Genomic DNA, 18,606 nt, shown 5'->3' with positions numbered 1-18,606 from the left:
GTTTCCCCGAGGCGCTTTTTTTGTGCGCAATACGCCGGCAGCTTACCAGCTGTAATACATGTCGAATTCGACCGGCGAGGGGGTCGTTTCCCAGCGGCTCACTTCAGCCCACTTCATGTCGATATAGGCTTCGATCTGGTCCTTCAGGAACACGTCGCCCTTGAGCAGGAAGTCGTGGTCGGCGATCAGCGCGTCGAGTGCTTCGCGCAGGGACGCACAGACGGTCGGCACTTCCTTCAGCTCTTCGGGCGGCAGGTCGTACAGGTTCTTGTCCATCGCCTCGCCGGGATGGATCTTGTTCTGGATGCCGTCGAGGCCCGCCATCAGCAGCGCCGAATAGCACAGATAGGGGTTGGCCATCGCGTCGGGGAAACGGAATTCCACGCGCTTGGCCTTCTCGCCGGTGCCATAAGGGATGCGGCACGATGCCGAGCGGTTGCGGCTCGAATACGCGAGCAGAACCGGCGCTTCAAAGCCGGGCACCAGCCGCTTGTAGCTGTTGGTGGTCGGGTTGGTGAAGGCGTTGAGCGCCTTGGCGTGCTTGATGACGCCGCCGATGAAGTACAGGCACATGTCCGACAGGCCCGCATAGCCGTTGCCAGCGAACAGCGGCTTGCCTTCCTTCCAGATCGAGATGTGGGTGTGCATGCCCGATCCGTTGTCCTGCTTGATCGGCTTGGGCATGAACGTTGCCGTCTTGCCGTAAGCCTGCGCGACCATGTGGACGACGTACTTGTAGATCTGCATGCGGTCGGCGGTTTCGGTCAGCGTGCCGAAGGTCAGGCCAAGCTCGTGCTGCGCGGCGGCAACCTCGTGGTGGTGCTTGTCGCAGGGCAGGCCCATTTCGAGCATGGTGCTGACCATCTCGGCGCGGATGTCGACGACGCTGTCGACCGGCGCAACCGGGAAGTAGCCGCCCTTGGCGCGCGGACGGTGGCCCAGGTTGCCGCTTTCATAGGCGCGGCCCGAGTTGGTCGGCAGCTCGATATCGTCGATGGAGAACATCGATCCGGCATAGCCGTCCGAGAAGCGCACATCGTCGAACATGAAGAATTCGGCTTCGGGGCCGACATAGACGGTATCGCCGATACCGGTCGACTGCAGATAGGCTTCGGCGCGCTTGGCGGTGCTGCGCGGATCACGGGCATACAGCTCGCCGGTGCCGGGCTCGACGATGTCGCAGAACAGGATCAGCATCGGATCGGCCGAGAACGGATCGATGTACGCCGCGTCCATGTCGGGGCGCAGGATCATGTCGGATTCGTTGATCGCCTTCCAGCCTTCGATCGACGAACCGTCGAACATCAGACCGTCTTCGAGCTCATCCTCGCCAATCACGCCGGCGCACATCGTGAGGTGCTGCCACTTGCCCTTGGGATCGGTGAAGCGGACATCGACCCACTCGATCTCGTTTTCCTTGATCATTGCCAGAATGTCTTTGGCGGTTTTTGCCATCTTAGCTTTCCCTCTTCATGAAATCCGGTCCGGGCCTGTTGCCGGGCCCCCCTTTGGTGAAACTGACGTGTGTTCTTGCAGCCTTGCCGAGGCAGGCCTCTCCTTGGATCGCGCGCTGTTGTTCAGACCGCGTCGTTATCGCGTTCTCCCGTGCGGATGCGCAAAGCGGTTTCCACCGGGATCACGAAAATCTTGCCGTCGCCGATGCGTCCGGTCTGTGCAGCAGCCGCGATCGCCTCGACCACGCGGTCGGCCAGCGCATCGTCAACCACCACTTCCAGCTTCACCTTGGGCAGAAAATCGACGATGTACTCGGCACCGCGGTACAGCTCGGTATGCCCCTTTTGCCGCCCGAAGCCCTTGGCCTCGGTCACGGTGATGCCGGACACGCCCACTTCGTGCAGCGCTTCCTTCACTTCGTCGAGCTTGAAGGGTTTGATGATCGCTTCGATCTTTTTCATGTGGTCCTGATCATCCTGTGCTCGGCCACCCCGCCCTGACGGCGCGGTGCTGATGGGAAAGAACGGCGCGGGTTGCCCAGCACCGCCATGACATTGTGCAGGCAAGCCGGGCGGGCGCAGCGCGCCTCTCCCGAATCCCCCCTTGCATGCTACCAAACAATTAACGTGCCAAGACGCAAACCGCTACAATTGCTTGGCCGCATCGCAACATTATTGCGGCGGATGATGGAAATGCGGGCACGCGATATCGCGGTTGCCTATATTTTGGGCAAATGTTCTGCCCGCCGGACGCGTGCGAAGCGCAGCAAGGCCCGGTCCGGCGCGCCTCAATACGGCGGGCGGTCGAGGCCTGCCAGGCTCTTGGTGAAGATCTCGCAGCCGGTTTCGGTGATGCCGATCGAGTGTTCGAACTGTGCCGACAGCGATCGGTCGCGGGTGACCGCCGTCCAGCCATCCTCCAGCATCTTCACCGCGGGCTTGCCGATGTTGATCATCGGCTCGATGGTGAAGAACATGCCGGGTTTGAGCTCGGGTCCGGTGCCGGGGCGCCCGGCGTGGACGACCTCGGGCGCGTCGTGGAACAGCCGGCCCAGGCCATGGCCGCAGAAATCGCGGACCACGCCGTAGCGGTGCTTCTCGGCGAACGACTGGATGGCGTGCGCGACGTCGCCCATCGTGTTGCCGGGGCGCGCCTGCTCGATGCCCAGCATCAGGCACTCATAGGTCACATCGACCAGCCGCCGCGCCTTTACCCCGACATCGCCGATCAGGAACATGCGGCTGGTATCGCCATGCCAGCCATCGAGAATCGGGGTGACGTCGATGTTGATGATGTCGCCGTCCTTGAGCTTGCGGTCGGCGGGGATGCCATGGCACACGACATGGTTGATCGAGGTGCAGCAGCTATGAGTAAAGCCGCGATAGCCGAGCGTGGCCGGGATACCGCCGCCCGCCAGCATCAGTTCGCGCGCCTTGGCGTCGATCTCTGCGGTGGTGACGCCTTCGCGGACGAACGTCGTCAACTCGTCCAGCACGCGCGCGGCGAGCTGCCCTGCCTTGCGCATGCCTTCGAAGCCCTCGGGGCCGTGCAGCTTGATGGTGCCATCGCGCATCGGCGTATCGGCATTCGTGACGGTGACATACTGGTTCATGGTGATTCCATATAGGGGAGGGGCGGTCATTTTGCGACCCTGGATTGCAGCGGACTTAGTCCATTGACTTAGTCCGGTCAATGGACTAACCCAAGCGATATGACCAGCATCGTCAATGTCCACGACGCCAAGACGCACTTTTCCAAGCTGCTCGACCGCGCGCATGCGGGCGAGGAGATCATCCTCGCCAAGGCGGGCAAGCCCTATGCGCGGCTGGTCCCGCTGGAAAAACCCAAGGTCGAGCGGCGGCCGGGTCGGCTGAAGCTGAAGACGCCAATACCCGACGGCTTTTTCTTCGATCCGTTGCCCGAGGAAGAGCTCCGGGCCTGGGAATGACCGACTATCTGTTCGACACCCATGCGCTTGTCTGGTGGTGGACCGGCGACAAAGCCTTGCCTGGTGCAGTCTCCCGGGAAATCAGTGACCAAAGCAATACAGTCTATGTCAGCGCTGTCTCCGCTTGGGAGATTGCGACAAAGTGCCGTATCGGCAAATGGCAGGCAGCTGTGCCAGTTTTCGAGAACTTTGAAGAGCTTGCAGGTGCCGACGGGTTTATCGAGTTGAGCGTTTCGGTTGCCAACGGCCTGCTCGCCGGATCGCTTCCCGGCGAGCATCGCGATCCCTTCGACCGGATGATCGCGGCGCAGGCGATCCATGACGAGCTGGTCGTGATCACCCGCGATCCGGCACTGGCCGGCTTAGGCTGCGCCACCTTCTGGTCGGAGTGACGCGCGCCCCGGAACGAACCGCTTGCGCGCTCCGGCGCACGCGCTAAACACCGGCGCATGACAGCAGACGCACCCGCATCAAGCCCCCGTATCTGGACCGCCGCGCTGATCGTCATCGGCGATGAAATCCTTTCCGGTCGCACCCAGGACAAGAATGTCGCGCAGGTCGCGACCTGGCTGAACGTGCAGGGCATCCGGCTGAAAGAGGTGCGGGTGATCGCCGATGACATGGATGCGATCGTCGAGGCGGTGAACCTGCTGCGCGCGCGCAACGACTATCTGTTCACCACCGGCGGCATCGGCCCGACGCACGATGACATCACGGTGGATGCGATCGCGCAGGCGCTGGGCGTCGATGTCGTGATCCATCCGGTGGCGCGGGCGATCCTCGACGGCTATTATGCGACACGCGGCGGGCTGACCGAAGGACGGCTGCGGATGGCGCGGGTGCCCGATGGCGCGGAGCTGATTGAAAACCGCATGTCGGGTGCACCGGGAATCCGCATCGGCAACCTGTTTCTGATGGCGGGCGTGCCGCACATCACCGCAGGCATGCTTGACGCGCTGACCGGGACGCTGGAGGGCGGATTGCCGCTGCTGTCGGCGACCCTGGGCTGCTGGGTGGCGGAAAGCGAAGTCGCAGACATGCTGGGCGCCACCGAGCGCGCGCATGAAGGCTGCCAGATCGGCAGCTATCCGTTCTTCCGCGAGGGCAGGGTGGGCGCGAATTTCGTCATCCGCTCCACCGATCAGGGCCAGTTGGACGCATGCGCCGGGGCGCTGGTGTCCGCGCTGGAAGCCACCGGGCGCGAGGTCACGCCCGGCGGGATCTGATCAATCTTCAGGCGCGATCGCGACCTTGAGGCCGTCCAATGCAGCCGTCATCTGGATCTGGCACGACAAGCGCGAGGTGGCGTTGCGATGATCCGAGCTGTCGAGCAGGTCGTCCTCATCGGCGCTGACCGGGGGAAGCTTGTCGGTCCATTCTGCATCGACGTGCACATGGCAGGTCGCGCACGAGCAGCAGCCGCCGCACAATGCGAGCAGTTCGTCAAAGCCATTGTCGCGGATCGCTTCCATCACGGACAGTCCGGTATCGGCCTCGATGGTGCTCTCTTCGCCTGCACGGTTGACGACAATCAGCTTTGGCATGGAAACTCCCCAAGATAATGAGCCAGGCTATGGCCCCCGCAAACGTCGCTGCTATGATCAACCGGGCGCGCGAATGCAAGCGGCGGATGCGAGAGGAACTGCAGTTATGGGATTGACCGCCGAGCAACTGAGCCACGGGCTCGATACCGTTGCCGCCCGCGAGCCCGCGATCGCGCGTGCGCTGGAGATTGCGGGCTATCCCGAACCCCGCATCCGATCGCGCGGCTATACCACCTTGCTGCGCACCATCGTCGGCCAGCAGGTCAGCGTGGCATCAGCGGCGTCGGTGTGGAACAAGCTCGAGGCGGCGCTGGGCGAGGGCTGCGCCCCCGATGCGCTGATCGCGGCGGAATTCGATGCCTTGCGCGCCTGCGGCATGTCGCGCCAGAAACAGGGCTATGCCCGCTCGCTCGCCGAACTGGTGGTCACCGGCGCGCTCGATCTGGAAAACCTGCCCGCCGACGACGAGGAGGCGATCGCCGAGCTGGTGCGGATCAAGGGCATCGGGCGCTGGTCCGCGGAAATCTATCTGCTGTTCGCTGAAGGACGCCCAGATATCTGGCCCGCGGGCGATCTGGCGGTGCAGGCGGGGATCGGGCGCATACTGGCGCTCGACGAACGGCCATCCGAAAAGCTGACCCGCGCCCTGGCCGAGCCCTGGTCGCCGCATCGCGGTGCGATCGCGATCCTCACCTGGCACTGCTATAACAACCCGGCTCTCTAAGGACGCGGCGGCGATGCAGGCCCATCTTGGCGGTCTGGCTCTGGGACTGGCGCTTGCGCTGGTCGGGGTGCTGACCTTCGTCACCGCATCGCAGGAGCGCTTGCTGCAAAAGTGGATGGGAAGCACTGTCGATCATGGCCAGTTTCCCGCTGCCAGAAGGGCGCTGCGGGGGCAGGGGATGGTACTGTTCCTCTCGGCTGCCGCCACGGTGCTGGTATCGGCAGGGCCATCCATCGGGCTGGCGGGCGACGCTGCGATGGCACTCGTCGCTGCGCTGGTCTTCATCCAGGCGTTCCTGATCTGGCGGCTCTACGGCAATCGCGATCCGTTTGTGCGCCAGATCCTGGGCGAAACCGCCAGCATGGCGTTCTGGGTGGGAATAGCCGGATTGTTCCTATGGGCCGCGGCAGAGCGATTTGCCGGCGCCGGGAGGCTCGAAGCGCTCGATCTGGTGGTCGCCGGGATGGCGGTCCACGGCGCCACCGTGATGGGGATATGCGCGCGCCGGTTGCGCGGCTGAGCGCCGATCAGCCCTTGAACAGGATCCGCCCGCTGGCGAGCCGCTCGCGGCTCAACGTGGTGACTTCCTTGAGGAAGCTGGTCGGCTTCTTGAAGAACTTGCTCTTGGAGTTGATCCTCAGTCCCGCAGCCGTCGCCACTTCCGCGATGAAGTGCACGCAATTGGCGGTGTTGAGGTTGTAGCTCTTCTGCTTCTTGTTGCGCCACTTTTCGGTCACCGCCATCACCGCGCGATATTCGGCGTCGGTCAGTTCATAAGTGAAATGCGGGTTGGAACTGGCGATGTACTTGGGCTTGGCATGGCTGATCTCGCCCTGGACCCAGCCGAACAGAATGCTGGGGCCGGTGCTGGTGGCGGTGAAGCCGACATTGGTGTCCACGCTCTCTCCGGTGGAATCGACCTTGCCCTTGAGCGTTGCAAAGGCATGGGGAAACTGGCTGCCCAGTTCGTGGCTGTAGAAGGTGATGGTGACGCTGGCATGGGCGGCATTGGCCCACAGCATCATCGGGGCGATCAGAAAGGTCAGCAGCAGGCGCTTGAGCATCATCGAGTCTTCCCTTGTGCAGGCGCAGCCAGCGCCCCGTCGAGCCAGGCTGCCGAATCAGCCGGGCTTTGCTTGTTGTCGTCCCTGTCGACGCGATAATTGGCCTCACGCATTTTTTCCACCGGGATTGCGCCGACAAGCGGTTTGAGTGCCTCGACCAGCCGTGCGTCGCGGGCGGCTGAGCGGCTGACCATCAGGATGGCGTCATACGAGGGGATTGCGCCCTTGGGATCATCGAGCACGACAAAGCCGTTGGCGGCGATCCTGCCATCCGACGAGAAGGCCGAGATGATGTCCGCCTCGCCCAGCGAGAGCGCGCGGTACATGAAAGTCGGCTCGAATGCCCGCCGGCCCTTGAAGCGCAGCGGATAGGCGGCCTGGACCATCTGCCATTCGGGCCGCTCGAGAAACTCGACATCGGTGCCGAACACGAACTGCGGCGCAACGCGCACCACATCGTCGAGTGAGCGCAGGCGCAGCCGCCTCGCGTCATCGGGGCGCACGGCAAAGGCATAGGTGTTTTCGAAGCCCAATGGCCCGACCAGCCGCACGCCATGCTGCGCCTTGGCCCAGCGCGCGATCTCCGCGATCATCTGGGCCCGCGGCCCGGGGTCCTGCCGCTGCATTTCGTTGGTCCAGATGGTGCCGGCATAATCGACATAGACCTGCACCTCGTCGCTGGCGAGTGCGCGGAACACCACCGCGCTGCCTAGGCCTTCGCGGTATCGCACCGCATAGCCCGCCGCCTCCAGCCGCCGCCCGATCAGCCGCGCGAGGACATATTGCTCGGAAAAGCGCTTGGCGCCGATGGTGACCACCGGGCGGTCGGCCTGCGGCGCGGGCCACAGAGCCGCACCCAGCCCCAAAGCGAGCGCGATTCCCGCCAGCCAGATCCGCAGGTGCTTGCGCCAGCGGATCCCGCTCTCGATCAGCCCGAGCAGCAGATCGACGCTGATCGCGAGCCCCGCGGCCGCGAGACATCCGGCGAGCACCAAAGACCAGTTCTGGGTCTGCAGCCCGGCAAAGATCAGATCGCCCAGGCTGGGCTGGCCCACGGTGGTCGAAAGCGTCGCTGCGCCGATGGTCCAGACCGCAGCGGTGCGCACCCCCGCCATGATGGTGGGGGAGGCGAGGGGAGCTTCGACCAGCCACAGTTTCTGCAGCGCGGTCATGCCCACGCCGTCCGCTGCCTCGACCATCGCCGGCTCGACCGAGCGCAGCCCGGTCACCGCGTTGCGCAGGATCGGCAGCAGCGCATAGAGCGTCAGCGCGAGCAGCGAGGGCAGAAAGCCCAGAGGCGAGATCGCATCGCCGAACACCGCCGAAAGCGCCAGCAGCAGCGGAAAGAACAGCGCCAGCAGCGCGAGCGCGGGGATCGTCTGGATCAGGCTGGCAAAGCCCAGCGTCACGCCTGCGACGGTGCGGCTGCGCGCGGACGCGATTCCCAGCGGCAGTGCGATCACCAGCGCCAGCCCCAGCGCGGCAAAGCTCAGCTGCACATGCTGGGCGAGCAGATCGAGGATGCGCGGCCAGTCCTGGTTCATGCGGCGGGCCCCGCCGCCCGCATCGCGGTGATCCGCTCGGCCTGTAGCCTCGGCACTGCGACCAAAGCCTCGGCCTCCGGTCCGCAGCGGCCCGCGATCAGCTGCGCAGGCGTGGCGTCCGCGACGATCCGCCCGCTCGCCATCACCCAAATGCGATCGGCAAACAGCAGCGCCTCGGCCATGTCGTGGGTGACCATGATCGTGGTCAGCCCCAGCTGCTCGTGCAGCGCTCGATACTGCTCGCCCAGCGTTTCGCGCGTCACAGGGTCGAGCGCGCCGAACGGTTCGTCCATCAGCATCAGCCCCGGAGCGCCTGCCAGCGCGCGCGCTACCCCGACGCGCTGCTGCTGGCCGCCGGAGAGCTGCTCGGGCAGACGGGTGGCGAAATCGCGCGGCAGGTCGACGAGATCGAGCAGCGCGGTGACGCGGTCGTCCGGCAGCGGTTTGCCCGAGGCGAGCCGCGAGCCGATACCGATGTTCTGCGCGACGGTCATGTGGGGAAACAGGCCGATGTTCTGGAAGACATAGCCGATCGAGCGGCGCAGCTGGTGCAGCTCCTGCGCGGCCACGTCCGCGCCGTCGATTCGCACGCTGCCATGATCGGGCTCGATCAGCCGGTTGACCGTCTTCAGCAGCGTCGATTTGCCCGATCCCGACGATCCGACGATGGCGACGAAGGTGCCGGGCGAAATTCTCGCATCGACGCCAGCGATGGCGACCGTGCCGCCATAGGCCTTGCCGACGCCCTCGAACGCTACGGCAGGGCCGCGCGCGGTGGCAGGCCGGGAGAATGAGGGTGAGGTCGCCATGCAGAGATGCTTATAGGCGGCACAAACCGGCGCTGGCTAGCCACTTGCGCGAGGGTTGGGGGCGGCTTAGCGTTGAGCTCGAAACACCTCATCCGTTTGTCCTCGGGAACTCGGAGAACGGGGCACCAGGATTAGGGAAGCCTGAACTATGACCAACACCAAGTACATCTTCATCACCGGCGGCGCATCGGGCATCGGGCGCGAGGTGGCGAAGTATTTCGCGCAGCGCGGATGGTTCGTCGGGCTTGCCGATGTCAACATGAAGGGCATGGAAGAGACCGCCGCGATGCTGCCCGCCGGCATGGCGGCGACTTACATGCTCGACGTGCGTAGCCGGCAGCAGTGGACCGCAGCGCTGGAGGCCTTCACCGAGGCCAGCGACGGCAAGCTCCATGTGCTGTTCAACAATGCCGGGGTGGGCATCGGCGGGCTGCTCGAGGAGCACAGCGAGGACGATATCGAGAAGCTGGTCGACATCAACTTCAAGGGCGTCGTCTATGGCGCGCATATCGGCCACAGATATCTGAAGGCCACTCCCGGATCGTGCCTGCTCAACACCTCGTCGGCGTCGGGCATCTACGGCTCGGCCGGACTGTCTGTCTATTCGGCGACCAAGTTCGCGGTGCGCGGACTGTCCGAGGCGCTCGATATCGAATGGGGCCCGGACAACATCCGCGTGCGCGCACTGCTGCCCAGCTTCATCGACACCCCGCTGCTCGACGGACCGGTTGCGCGGACCAACCAGTCCAGCCGCGACAGCGTGACGGCGGCAGGGCTCGAGATCGCACCGGTGGCGATAGTAGCAGAAGCGGCGTGGGCCGCGGTGCACGATCCCAGGAACGTCCACAGCTATGTCGGACCCACCGCCAAGAAGCTCGCCTTTGCGGCAAAGTGGATGCCGGGCTCGATCCGCAAGCGGGGCGGCATCATGGCGCGCAAACGCGCTGACAGCTGATCTGCCGATTCCAGATACGAAAAGGGCGGCCGATGCGCTGTGCATCGGCCGCCCTGAAACTGTCGATCAGCCAAAGCGGCTGGATCAGGCCGACACGCGCTCGGCGAGGATCGTCAGACCCTTTTCGTTGACTTCGGCAAAACCGCCTTCAACCGCGATGGTTTCGGGCTGCGACCCTTCGGTCTTGTAGATCGAGACCAGCCCGTCGCGCACGGTCGACATCAGCGGCGCATGGCCCTCGAGCACGCCGAACTCGCCCTCGCTGCCGGGGACGACAACCATGTGCACCGCTTCGGAGCGGACCAGCCGTTCAGGGGTTACGAGTTCAAACTGCAGTGCCATTTCAGAATTCCTCAATGCCCTCTCCCCGCAAAGGGAGAGGGCAGTTTGTTCGATTAAGCCGCTTCTGCGAGCGTCTTGGCCTTTTCGACCGCTTCGTCGATGCCGCCGACCATGTAGAAGGCTGCTTCCGGAAGGTGATCGTATTCACCGTCCACCACAGCCTTGAACGAACGCACGGTGTCTTCGATGGCAACGAACTTACCGGGGATGCCGGTGAAGACTTCTGCCACGTGGAAAGGCTGCGACAGGAACTTCTGGATCTTGCGCGCGCGGGCGACGGTGAGCTTGTCCTCTTCCGACAGCTCGTCCATCCCCAGAATGGCGATGATGTCCTGCAGCGACTTGTACTTCTGCAGGGTTTCCTGGACGCGGCGGGCGGTGTCGTAATGCTCCTGGCCGACGACGGCTGCGGTCAGCACGCGGCTGGTCGAATCGAGCGGATCCACGGCGGGATAGATGCCCAGTTCGGAAATCGCGCGGTTCAGCGTGGTGGTCGCATCCAAGTGAGCGAACGAGGTGGCAGGGGCAGGGTCGGTCAAGTCATCTGCGGGAACGTAGATGGCCTGCACCGAAGTGATCGAACCCTTGTTGGTCGAGGTGATGCGTTCCTGCAGCGCGCCCATGTCGGTCGACAGGGTCGGCTGATAGCCCACAGCCGAAGGAATACGGCCGAGCAGCGCCGACACTTCCGAACCCGCCTGGGTGAAGCGGAAGATGTTGTCGACGAAGAACAGCACGTCCTGGCCTTCCTGATCGCGGAAATATTCCGCGATGGTCAGGCCCGAGAGAGCGACGCGAGCGCGCGCACCCGGAGGCTCGTTCATCTGGCCGAACACCAGCGCAACCTTGGAACCTTCGCTGGTCGGGTTGCCGTCGGCATCCTTGGCGATAACGCCTGCGTCGAGGAATTCGTGGTACAGATCGTTGCCTTCGCGGGTGCGTTCACCCACGCCTGCGAACACCGAGGTGCCGCCATGGCCCTTGGCGATGTTGTTGATCAGTTCCTGAATGAGAACGGTCTTGCCCACGCCGGCGCCGCCGAACAGGCCGATCTTGCCGCCCTTGGCATAAGGCGCGATCAGATCGATCACCTTGATGCCGGTCACCAGAATGGCGGTTTCGGTCGACTGATCGACGAAATCGGGAGCCTTTGCGTGGATCGGCGCGAAGTTCTTGGCGTTGACCGGGCCACGCTCGTCGATGGGCTCGCCCACGACGTTGAGGATACGGCCGAGCGTTTCGGGGCCGACCGGCATCGTGATCTGCGCACCGGTGTCGGTGACTTCCTGGCCGCGGGTCAGGCCGTCGGTGCCGTCCATCGCGATGGTGCGGACGGTGTTCTCGCCGAGGTGCTGCGCAACCTCGAGCACCAGCCGGTTGCCGTTGTTGTCGGTGACCAGCGCGTTCAGAATGGCGGGCAGATTGTCTTCAAAGGTCACATCGACGACAGCGCCGATGATCTGGCTGATCTTGCCCACATTATTGGTGATTGCCATAAATATTTCCTACTCGAATCAAGATGTAACTGTTTGAATCACAGTGCTTCGGCACCGGCAATGATTTCGATGAGCTCGGTGGTGATCGCCGCCTGCCGGGTGCGGTTGTAAACGATCGTGAGGTCATTGATCAGCTCGCCCGCGTTGCGGGTCGCATTGTCCATCGCGGTCATCGAGGCACCCTGTTCGGATGCCGCGTTTTCGAGCAGCGCGCCGAAGATCTGCGTCGTGACGTTGCGTGGCAGCAGCTCGGCGAGAATTTCCTCCTCGTCGGGCTCGTATTCCATCGCAGCATCCGATGCCGCAGCACCCCCTGCGGGGATCGCGACGGGAATGATCTGCTTGCCGATGGGTTCCTGCACCAGCGCCGAGCGGAACTTGGAATAGAACAGGTGCGCGACATCGAACTCGCCGCGTTCGTACATCGCGATCAGCTCGGCCGCGATCTCCTGAGCTTCAACGAAGCCCTGGTTCTTGAGCGCTGTCGTATCGAAATAGCGGTCGATCTGCTTGGGATATTCACGCACGATGACCGCACGGCCCTTGCGACCCACCAGGTAGAAGCGCACGGTCTTGCCAGCCGCTTCGAGCTCACGCGCCTTGATGCGCGCGGCCTTGACGATGTTGGCGTTGAACGCTCCACACAGACCGCGGTCCGACGAGGCGACGACGATCAGGTGAATCTGATCCTTGCCCGTGCCTGCCAGCAGCCGGGGGCTGGAATCGCTGATCGCGATCTTGGAACCCAGCGATGCCATCACGCGCTCCAGCCGCTCGGCATAGGGACGCGCGGCTTCCGCCGCCGCCTGTGCCTTGCGCAGCTTAGCGGATGCCACCATCTGCTTGGCCTTCGTGATCTTCTGGGTCGACTTGACCGAGGCGATCCGGCCCTTGAGTTCTTTCAGACTGGCCATGGTGTCCTAACTTCAAACCCTGTTCGGTCTCCCCCGCGAAGGCGGGGGGCCATCTCCTGCCGTTTCACCTCGCGCCACCGGCGGGAGATGGGTCCCCCGCCTTCGCGGGGGACCAGCAGTTTATGCAAACGTCTTGGCGAATGCGTCGAGCGCAGCCTTCAGGCTGGCCTTGGCATCGTCGCCCAAATCCTTGGTGTCACGGATCGTGCCGAGCAGGTCGGCGTGATCGGTGCGCAGGAAGCTGAGCATTGCGGCTTCATATTCGTTGACCCGGTTGACCGGGATGCTGTCGAGATAGCCGTTGGTGCCGGCATAGATCGACGCGGTCTGCTCTTCGAACGGCAGCGGGCTGTACTGAGCCTGCTTGAGCAGTTCGGTCAGACGCGCGCCGCGGTTGAGCAGCTTCTGGGTCGAGGCGTCGAGGTCCGAACCGAACTGCGCGAACGCCGCCATTTCGCGATACTGCGCCAGCTCCAGCTTGATCGAGCCCGAAACCTTCTTCATCGCCTTGGTCTGCGCCGCAGACCCCACGCGCGACACCGACAGACCCACATTGATGGCCGGACGGATGCCCTGATAGAACAGGTTGGTTTCGAGGAAGATCTGGCCGTCGGTGATCGAGATCACGTTGGTCGGAATGTAAGCGGACACATCGCCCGCCTGGGTTTCGATGATCGGCAGTGCGGTCAGCGAGCCCGAGCCGTTGTCCGAGTTCATCTTTGCGGCGCGTTCCAGCAGACGTGAGTGCAGATAGAACACGTCGCCCGGATACGCTTCGCGGCCCGGAGGACGACGCAGCAGCAGCGACATCTGGCGATAGGCGACAGCCTGCTTCGACAGATCGTCATAGACGATCAGGGCGTGCATGCCGTTGTCGCGGAAATATTCGCCCATGGTGCAGCCGGTGTACGGTGCGAGGAACTGCAGCGGAGCGGGCTCCGAAGCGGTCGCTGCAACGACGATGGTGTATTCCATCGCGCCCGATTCCTCGAGCTGGCGGACGATCTGGGCGACGGTCGAGCGCTTCTGGCCGATGGCGACATAGATGCAGTACAGCTTCTTGCCTTCATCGGTGCCGGCATTGGCCTGCTTCTGGTTGATGAAGGTGTCGATCGCGACGGCGGTCTTGCCGGTCTGACGGTCGCCGATGATCAGCTCGCGCTGGCCGCGGCCGACGGGAACGAGCGCGTCGATCGCCTTGAGGCCGGTCTGCACGGGTTCGTGCACCGAGGTACGCGGGATGATGCCCGGCGCCTTGGTTTCGACGCGCATGCGCTTTTCGGCGACAATCGGGCCCTTGCCGTCGATCGGGTTGCCCAGGCCATCGACCACGCGGCCGAGCAGGCCCTTGCCGACGGGGACGTCCACGATGGTGCCGGTGCGCTTGACGACATCGCCTTCCTTGATCTCGGAGTCCGAGCCGAAGATCACGACGCCGACATTGTCGGCTTCGAGGTTGAGCGCCATGCCCTGCACGCCGTTCGAGAACTCGACCATTTCGCCGGCCTGGACGTTGTCCAGACCGTGGATGCGGGCGATACCGTCGCCGACGCTGAGCACGCTTCCGACTTCGGATACTTGCGCATCGGTGCCAAAATTGGCGATCTGATCCTTGATAACCTTGGAGATTTCTGCGGCACGAATGTCCATGAGAATGTTAGCCTTTCATCGCTTGGCTGAGCGTGTTGAGACGAGTCTTGATGCTGGAGTCGATCATCTGGCTGCCCATGCGGACAATCAGGCCGCCCAAGATGGACGGATCGACCTTGGCGGTGATCTTGATGCTGTGACCGGCGCGGTCTTTCAGCTGCTTGCGGATTTCGTCGATCTGCGTTTCCGTAAGCGGAAAGGCGGAGGTGACTTCTGCGGTCACTTCACCCCGGTGCGCGGCGACCAGCGTGTCGAAGGCGGCCAGGATGTTGGACAGCTGACCTAGACGGCGGTTGTGGGCGAGCACGCCCAGAAGGTTGCCGGTCATGGTGTCGAGCTTGAGCGTCGTGCTCAGCGCTTCCACCACCTTTTCGGCGGCGCCGCGGCTGATCGTCTGGCTCTTGGTCATGGCCGCGAAATCGGGCGATTCGTTGAGCGCGGCGCGCAGCGTCGCAACGCTCGCCTCCACGTCGGCAAGCTGCTTGTCGTCGCGGGCCAGCGAAAAGAGAGCGGAGGCGTAACGCCCCGCCAGACTGGCCTGTATCCCGCCGGAAATGTCCACGCGAATGCTTTCCCTTGCCGTGATGTTATTGTTGCAGGCTTGGTTGGAAAGGTCTGACCTCCCCACCTGTCGGCGCGGCGGTTAGCACTCATCATGTTGCATTGCAAGACGGGGACAAACATCGCTCGCCAAAGCCGGCGGCTCCACAATTTTGGTGGTTTGCGACAATTTGATGAAAGCGTCGTTTACCAAATCTTGGGACCGATCGGGCATTTTACATATCACGCGAAGTGTCGCCACGCATTCAACGGAACTGCCCGGATCTATGTCGAAAATCGTCAGCATGCGCAGGGATATGCTCCACCGGCTGGCCGGGCTGAGCGTTCATGCCAAGGTGCGCCTGGGGCTGACGGTGATGCTGGGCCTGATGGCGCTGCTCGCCGTCGGCGCGATCGGCGTTGTCGCGATGACGCAGTACACCACCAGCCACCTGATTTCAGGGCGAATCCAGCCGACGGTGCGGATGCAGGCGGTGATCGACGGCTATCGGGAATCGCTGGCGATATCGAGCAAGGTGGAATCGGGGGTGATGCCGCCTGCCAGCGGGGTGAGCGCGCTCGATGCGCTGGAGCGCAAGATCAACCGCAACTGGAACAAGCTCGAGGCAAGCGACTTTGCCACCGAGTTCAAGCCGCAGATGACAGAGCTGCGCCACAGCCGCGCGACCGCCGATGCGGCGAAGGCCAAGTTGCGCCGGTTGCTCGAAAACGAGGCGATCGAGGAGATGGACTATTTCATCTCCAACGATCTGCACCGCGGGCTCGACCCGATGTTGATCACCAGCCAGAACGCGATCGACGTCATGCGCCAGCGCGCGGTGCAGCAGCTGGGCTTTCTGCGAAGCGTCTATGTCATCGCGCTGGCGTTCTCCGCGCTGCTCGTGCTGGCCGGAGGGTTTTTCGTCCACTGGTGCGTGCGCTACACTAATCGCGACTTCCTGCTGCCGCTGACCGAGCTGGGGCAATATGCGCTTCCCGAAAATCGCGATGCGGTGACGGTGCGCGATCTGGGACTGCGGCGCCGCGACGAGATCGGCGCCATCGCGCGTGCCATCCACCGCTCGCACGCCAAGGCGGATCGTGCGCTCAAGGCGGAAAAGGAGCGTCAGGCGGCACAGCTGCAGCTCCAGCGCGAGCAGATCGATCGCCAGCAGGAACGCGCACGGCGCGCGCTCGAGCTCGATCGGCTTTTCGCCAGCCACGAGGCGCGGCTGTCTGAACTGTCGGATAATCTCGCGCAGGCCGCCGTCGGCATGCGAGAGGGTGCGCAGATGATGAAGCGCAACGCGGCGCAGGCGCAGGACTACAGCATGTTCATCGCCGACAACGCGAATCAGGCGGCGCAATCGATGCAGGCCATCGACACCCATGGCCGCAGGCTTCAGCAGACCGGCGGCGAGGTGCGCGAGCTGGTCGCCGACAGCACGCGCAACATCTATGATGCGCACAACGCCAGCCAGTCGAGCCGCGACACCGCCGATCAGCTACACGCGGTCGCAGGCGAGATTTCGGACATTCTCTCGCTGATCACCCATATCGCCAAGCAGACCAATCTGCTGGCGCTCAACGCCACGATCGAGGCCGCGCGCGCGGGCGAGGCGGGCCGGGGCTTTGCGGTTGTGGCGCAGGAGGTCAAGAACCTTGCAAACCAGACCCAGCATGCCGCGGCATCGGTGGAGCAACGGCTGGGCAGCATCGCCAGCATGACCCGCGAGGTCTCCGGTACCATCGTCACCGTCGATGGCCATGTCGCCACGATCCGCCACAATGCCGACCGCATCGACCAGGCGGTTTCCGATCAGCACCGTGCCAGCAGCGACATCCTCAACGCGATCCGCGTGGTGCAGGGCGGCAGCCAGCAAGTGCTGGCACAGATGACCGAGCTCAAGGAGAAATCCTCTCGCGCCAACCTGTCTGCCGATGCACTCAGCCAGACCGCCGAGGACGTCGCGCGCCAGTCGCAGGAGCTGCGCGCGCAGATGCAGCAGCTGGCGCAAGCAGTCCGGTCGGCCTGACGATTGCGGCTTTGACCGCATGATCCGGGACGCATCGCTCGGGCCCGCCCGATAACTATCGGACAACCCCATCAAGGAGTTGGTCCATGAGCTACGCGATTACCGGCCTTGCGCCGTCGTCCTTTTCCGATCTGTTCACCCTGTCCGATGCCGACCTTGCCGCCCGCAATGCCATGCGGGTGGAGGTCACCGCGCACCCGGGCTTTCCCTGCCGGATCAGCCTCGAGGATGCCGCGATCGGCGAAACCGTGATCCTGCTGCACCATGTCAGCCATGATGCACCCACGCCCTATCGCAGCGCCTACGCCATTTATGTGCGCGATGTCGGCGCTGCAGCGGACTATCGCGACAGCCTGCCGCCGGTGATGCGGGGCCGGGCGCTGGGGCTTCGATCGTTCGATGCCAAGGGCATGCTTCGCGACGCGCGCCTTGCAGCGCCCGGGCAGGCCGATGCAGCGATCCGGGGCCTGTTCGACAATCCCGCGATCGCCTATATCCACGCGCACAATGCGGCGCATGGTTGCTTCGTGGCGCAGGTCGACAGGGCATGACGATGGATGACACGATCAACGACATCGCCGCGTGGGACGCGGTACTGCGCCGCGACCGCGGGTTCGACGGCCGCTTCGTCACCGGGGTGCTGACCACCGGGATCTATTGCCGCCCGTCCTGCGCGGCGCGGCATCCGGCGCGGGGCAATGTGCGCTTCTTTGCCGATGGCGCGGCGGCGCGCGCGGCGGGCTTGCGCGCCTGCAAGCGCTGCCTGCCCGACGATGTCGCACGCGACGAGGTTGCCGTGCTCAGCGCGATCAAGGCGATCCAGGCGAGCGAGGAACCGCTGGCGCTGGCGGCGCTGGCGGCAGAATGCGGCTATTCGCCCGCGCATTTCCAGCGCGTGTTCACCCGCCATACCGGCCTGTCGCCCGCCGCTTATGCCCGCGCATTGCGCGGGGAACGCGCGCGCGAGGCGCTCAGCCGCGAGCCCCGCGTGGTCGATGCGATCTACGAGGCAGGCTTCAGCGCGCCATCGCGCTTTTACGGATCGATGAAAGGACGGATCGGCATGGATCCTTCGGTATGGAAGAACAAGGGTGCGGGCGTCGATATCCACTGGACGCAAAGCCCGACCAGCCTTGGTCTGTTGCTGGTGGCATGGACCGACAGGGGCGTGTGCCGCCTGTCGTTCAACGAGGGGCCCGAAGCGCTCGCCGCACGCTTTCCTGCAGCCACGCTGCACAAGGCGGACACGGACGCCGCGACGATACTCGCCGGAGTGATCGCCGAGGTCGAAGCCCCTGCAACCGGCGCTGCCATCCCGCTCGATGTGCGGGGCACCGCGTTTCAGGAGGCGGTTTGGAAGGCGCTGTCCGAAATCCCGGCGGGCGAGACTCGCAGCTATGCCCAGATCGCAGCGAGTATCGGCAAGCCCAAGGCAGTGCGCGCGGTTGGGTCTGCCTGTGGGGCCAATCCGGTTGCGGTGCTGATCCCGTGCCACCGCGCGCTGCGCACCGATGGCACACTGGGCGGCTATGCCTATGGCCTTGAGATCAAGACCGAGCTGCTCAAGCGCGAATCGGACTGACGC

Annotated in this window: 21 protein-coding genes; 9 read left to right on the top strand and 12 right to left on the bottom strand. The window is 64.1% G+C overall.

Annotated features, from left to right (window positions below):
* Positions 1-42: 42 nt before the first annotated feature.
* From glnA to map, 3 genes are all read right to left on the bottom strand, one after another.
* Positions 43-1,455 carry a type I glutamate--ammonia ligase gene (glnA, locus tag B5J99_RS17170; RefSeq protein ID WP_054134691.1) on the bottom strand — a complete coding sequence of 471 codons (1,413 nt, stop codon included), beginning with the start codon at positions 1,453-1,455 and terminating at the stop codon, positions 43-45.
* 122 nt (positions 1,456-1,577) lie between these two features.
* Positions 1,578-1,916, bottom strand: coding sequence for a P-II family nitrogen regulator (locus B5J99_RS17165; RefSeq protein WP_017671887.1), 339 nt, complete (start codon positions 1,914-1,916; stop codon positions 1,578-1,580).
* Between the two features lie 326 nt (positions 1,917-2,242).
* Positions 2,243-3,067 (bottom strand): type I methionyl aminopeptidase, encoded by an 825-nt coding sequence (map, locus tag B5J99_RS17160; RefSeq protein ID WP_117353093.1) that lies wholly within the window; start codon positions 3,065-3,067, stop codon positions 2,243-2,245.
* A gap of 99 nt (positions 3,068-3,166) precedes the next feature.
* Here map and B5J99_RS17155 point away from each other — a divergent pair, with 99 nt between their 5' ends.
* Genes B5J99_RS17155 through B5J99_RS17145 form a run of 3 tightly spaced genes read left to right on the top strand, consistent with a single transcriptional unit; the run spans position 3,167 to position 4,629 of the window.
* Entirely contained in the window at positions 3,167-3,403 is a 237-nt protein-coding gene (locus B5J99_RS17155) for a type II toxin-antitoxin system Phd/YefM family antitoxin (RefSeq protein ID WP_033925087.1), read from the top strand.
* A complete protein-coding gene (locus tag B5J99_RS17150) occupies positions 3,400-3,795 on the top strand; it encodes a type II toxin-antitoxin system VapC family toxin (protein WP_117353092.1) in 396 nt (131 codons plus the stop codon). Before B5J99_RS17155 ends, B5J99_RS17150 begins: the two co-directional genes overlap by 4 nt.
* A 57-nt stretch (positions 3,796-3,852) precedes the next feature.
* Positions 3,853-4,629 carry a competence/damage-inducible protein A gene (locus tag B5J99_RS17145; RefSeq protein ID WP_117353091.1) on the top strand — a complete coding sequence of 259 codons (777 nt, stop codon included), beginning with the start codon at positions 3,853-3,855 and terminating at the stop codon, positions 4,627-4,629.
* Here the strand turns inward: B5J99_RS17145 and B5J99_RS17140 are convergent, their stop codons facing one another.
* A complete protein-coding gene (locus B5J99_RS17140; RefSeq protein WP_054134686.1) occupies positions 4,630-4,947 on the bottom strand; it encodes a 2Fe-2S iron-sulfur cluster-binding protein in 318 nt (105 codons plus the stop codon).
* Positions 4,948-5,053: 106 nt separating this feature from the next.
* Between B5J99_RS17140 and B5J99_RS17135 the strand changes: the two genes are divergently transcribed.
* Entirely contained in the window at positions 5,054-5,671 is a 618-nt protein-coding gene (locus tag B5J99_RS17135; RefSeq protein WP_117353090.1) for a DNA-3-methyladenine glycosylase family protein, read from the top strand.
* Between the two features lie 13 nt (positions 5,672-5,684).
* Positions 5,685-6,191: a hypothetical protein gene (locus B5J99_RS17130; RefSeq protein WP_117353089.1), complete on the top strand. Its 507-nt coding sequence runs from the start codon at positions 5,685-5,687 to the stop codon at positions 6,189-6,191.
* 7 nt (positions 6,192-6,198) lie between these two features.
* On the opposite strand, the gene B5J99_RS17125 is transcribed toward B5J99_RS17130, so the two are convergent.
* The 3 genes from B5J99_RS17125 to B5J99_RS17115 are packed head-to-tail and all read right to left on the bottom strand — an operon-like array spanning position 6,199 to position 9,088.
* The gene (locus B5J99_RS17125) at positions 6,199-6,738 is read right to left on the bottom strand and encodes a hypothetical protein (protein WP_069050320.1); all 540 of its coding nucleotides are present in this window, start codon (positions 6,736-6,738) and stop codon (positions 6,199-6,201) included.
* Positions 6,735-8,279: an ABC transporter permease/substrate-binding protein gene (locus tag B5J99_RS17120; protein WP_117353088.1), complete on the bottom strand. Its 1,545-nt coding sequence runs from the start codon at positions 8,277-8,279 to the stop codon at positions 6,735-6,737. Before B5J99_RS17120 ends, B5J99_RS17125 begins: the two co-directional genes overlap by 4 nt.
* The gene (locus B5J99_RS17115; RefSeq protein ID WP_117353087.1) at positions 8,276-9,088 is read right to left on the bottom strand and encodes an ATP-binding cassette domain-containing protein; all 813 of its coding nucleotides are present in this window, start codon (positions 9,086-9,088) and stop codon (positions 8,276-8,278) included. The genes B5J99_RS17120 and B5J99_RS17115 overlap by 4 nt, the downstream gene beginning before the upstream one ends.
* 148 nt (positions 9,089-9,236) lie before the next feature.
* Here B5J99_RS17115 and B5J99_RS17110 point away from each other — a divergent pair, with 148 nt between their 5' ends.
* Positions 9,237-10,043, top strand: a complete 807-nt coding sequence (locus B5J99_RS17110) for an SDR family oxidoreductase (RefSeq protein ID WP_117353086.1) — start codon at positions 9,237-9,239, stop codon at positions 10,041-10,043.
* Between the two features lie 84 nt (positions 10,044-10,127).
* Here B5J99_RS17110 and B5J99_RS17105 read toward each other — a convergent pair whose 3' ends face one another.
* From B5J99_RS17105 to B5J99_RS17085, 5 genes are all read right to left on the bottom strand, one after another.
* Positions 10,128-10,385, bottom strand: a complete 258-nt coding sequence (locus B5J99_RS17105) for an ATP synthase F1 subunit epsilon (RefSeq protein WP_069050316.1) — start codon at positions 10,383-10,385, stop codon at positions 10,128-10,130.
* A gap of 53 nt (positions 10,386-10,438) precedes the next feature.
* On the bottom strand, positions 10,439-11,881 hold the full coding sequence (gene atpD, locus B5J99_RS17100) for a F0F1 ATP synthase subunit beta (protein WP_054134678.1): 1,443 nt from the start codon (positions 11,879-11,881) through the stop codon (positions 10,439-10,441).
* Positions 11,882-11,919: 38 nt separating this feature from the next.
* Positions 11,920-12,795 carry a F0F1 ATP synthase subunit gamma gene (locus B5J99_RS17095; protein ID WP_069050315.1) on the bottom strand — a complete coding sequence of 292 codons (876 nt, stop codon included), beginning with the start codon at positions 12,793-12,795 and terminating at the stop codon, positions 11,920-11,922.
* Between the two features lie 120 nt (positions 12,796-12,915).
* A complete protein-coding gene (gene atpA / locus B5J99_RS17090; protein WP_054134676.1) occupies positions 12,916-14,445 on the bottom strand; it encodes a F0F1 ATP synthase subunit alpha in 1,530 nt (509 codons plus the stop codon).
* 7 nt (positions 14,446-14,452) lie between these two features.
* Complete coding sequence (locus B5J99_RS17085; protein ID WP_054134675.1) at positions 14,453-15,007, bottom strand: F0F1 ATP synthase subunit delta; 555 nt, start codon at positions 15,005-15,007, stop codon at positions 14,453-14,455.
* 283 nt (positions 15,008-15,290) lie between these two features.
* Between B5J99_RS17085 and B5J99_RS17080 the strand changes: the two genes are divergently transcribed.
* From B5J99_RS17080 to B5J99_RS17070, 3 genes are all read left to right on the top strand, one after another.
* Positions 15,291-17,021, top strand: coding sequence for a methyl-accepting chemotaxis protein (locus B5J99_RS17080; RefSeq protein WP_162892643.1), 1,731 nt, complete (start codon positions 15,291-15,293; stop codon positions 17,019-17,021).
* Positions 17,022-17,107: 86 nt separating this feature from the next.
* Positions 17,108-17,572 (top strand): DUF1203 domain-containing protein, encoded by a 465-nt coding sequence (locus tag B5J99_RS17075; protein ID WP_117353084.1) that lies wholly within the window; start codon positions 17,108-17,110, stop codon positions 17,570-17,572.
* Entirely contained in the window at positions 17,569-18,603 is a 1,035-nt protein-coding gene (locus B5J99_RS17070; protein WP_117353083.1) for a bifunctional transcriptional activator/DNA repair enzyme AdaA, read from the top strand. The genes B5J99_RS17075 and B5J99_RS17070 overlap by 4 nt, the downstream gene beginning before the upstream one ends.
* Positions 18,604-18,606 lie beyond the last annotated feature (3 nt).

The organism is Blastomonas fulva, assembly GCF_003431825.1.
GTDB lineage: Bacteria > Pseudomonadota > Alphaproteobacteria > Sphingomonadales > Sphingomonadaceae > Blastomonas > Blastomonas fulva.
The sequence above is the reverse complement of the archived record's forward strand: the minus strand, read 5'-3'. Positions and strand labels throughout refer to the sequence as shown.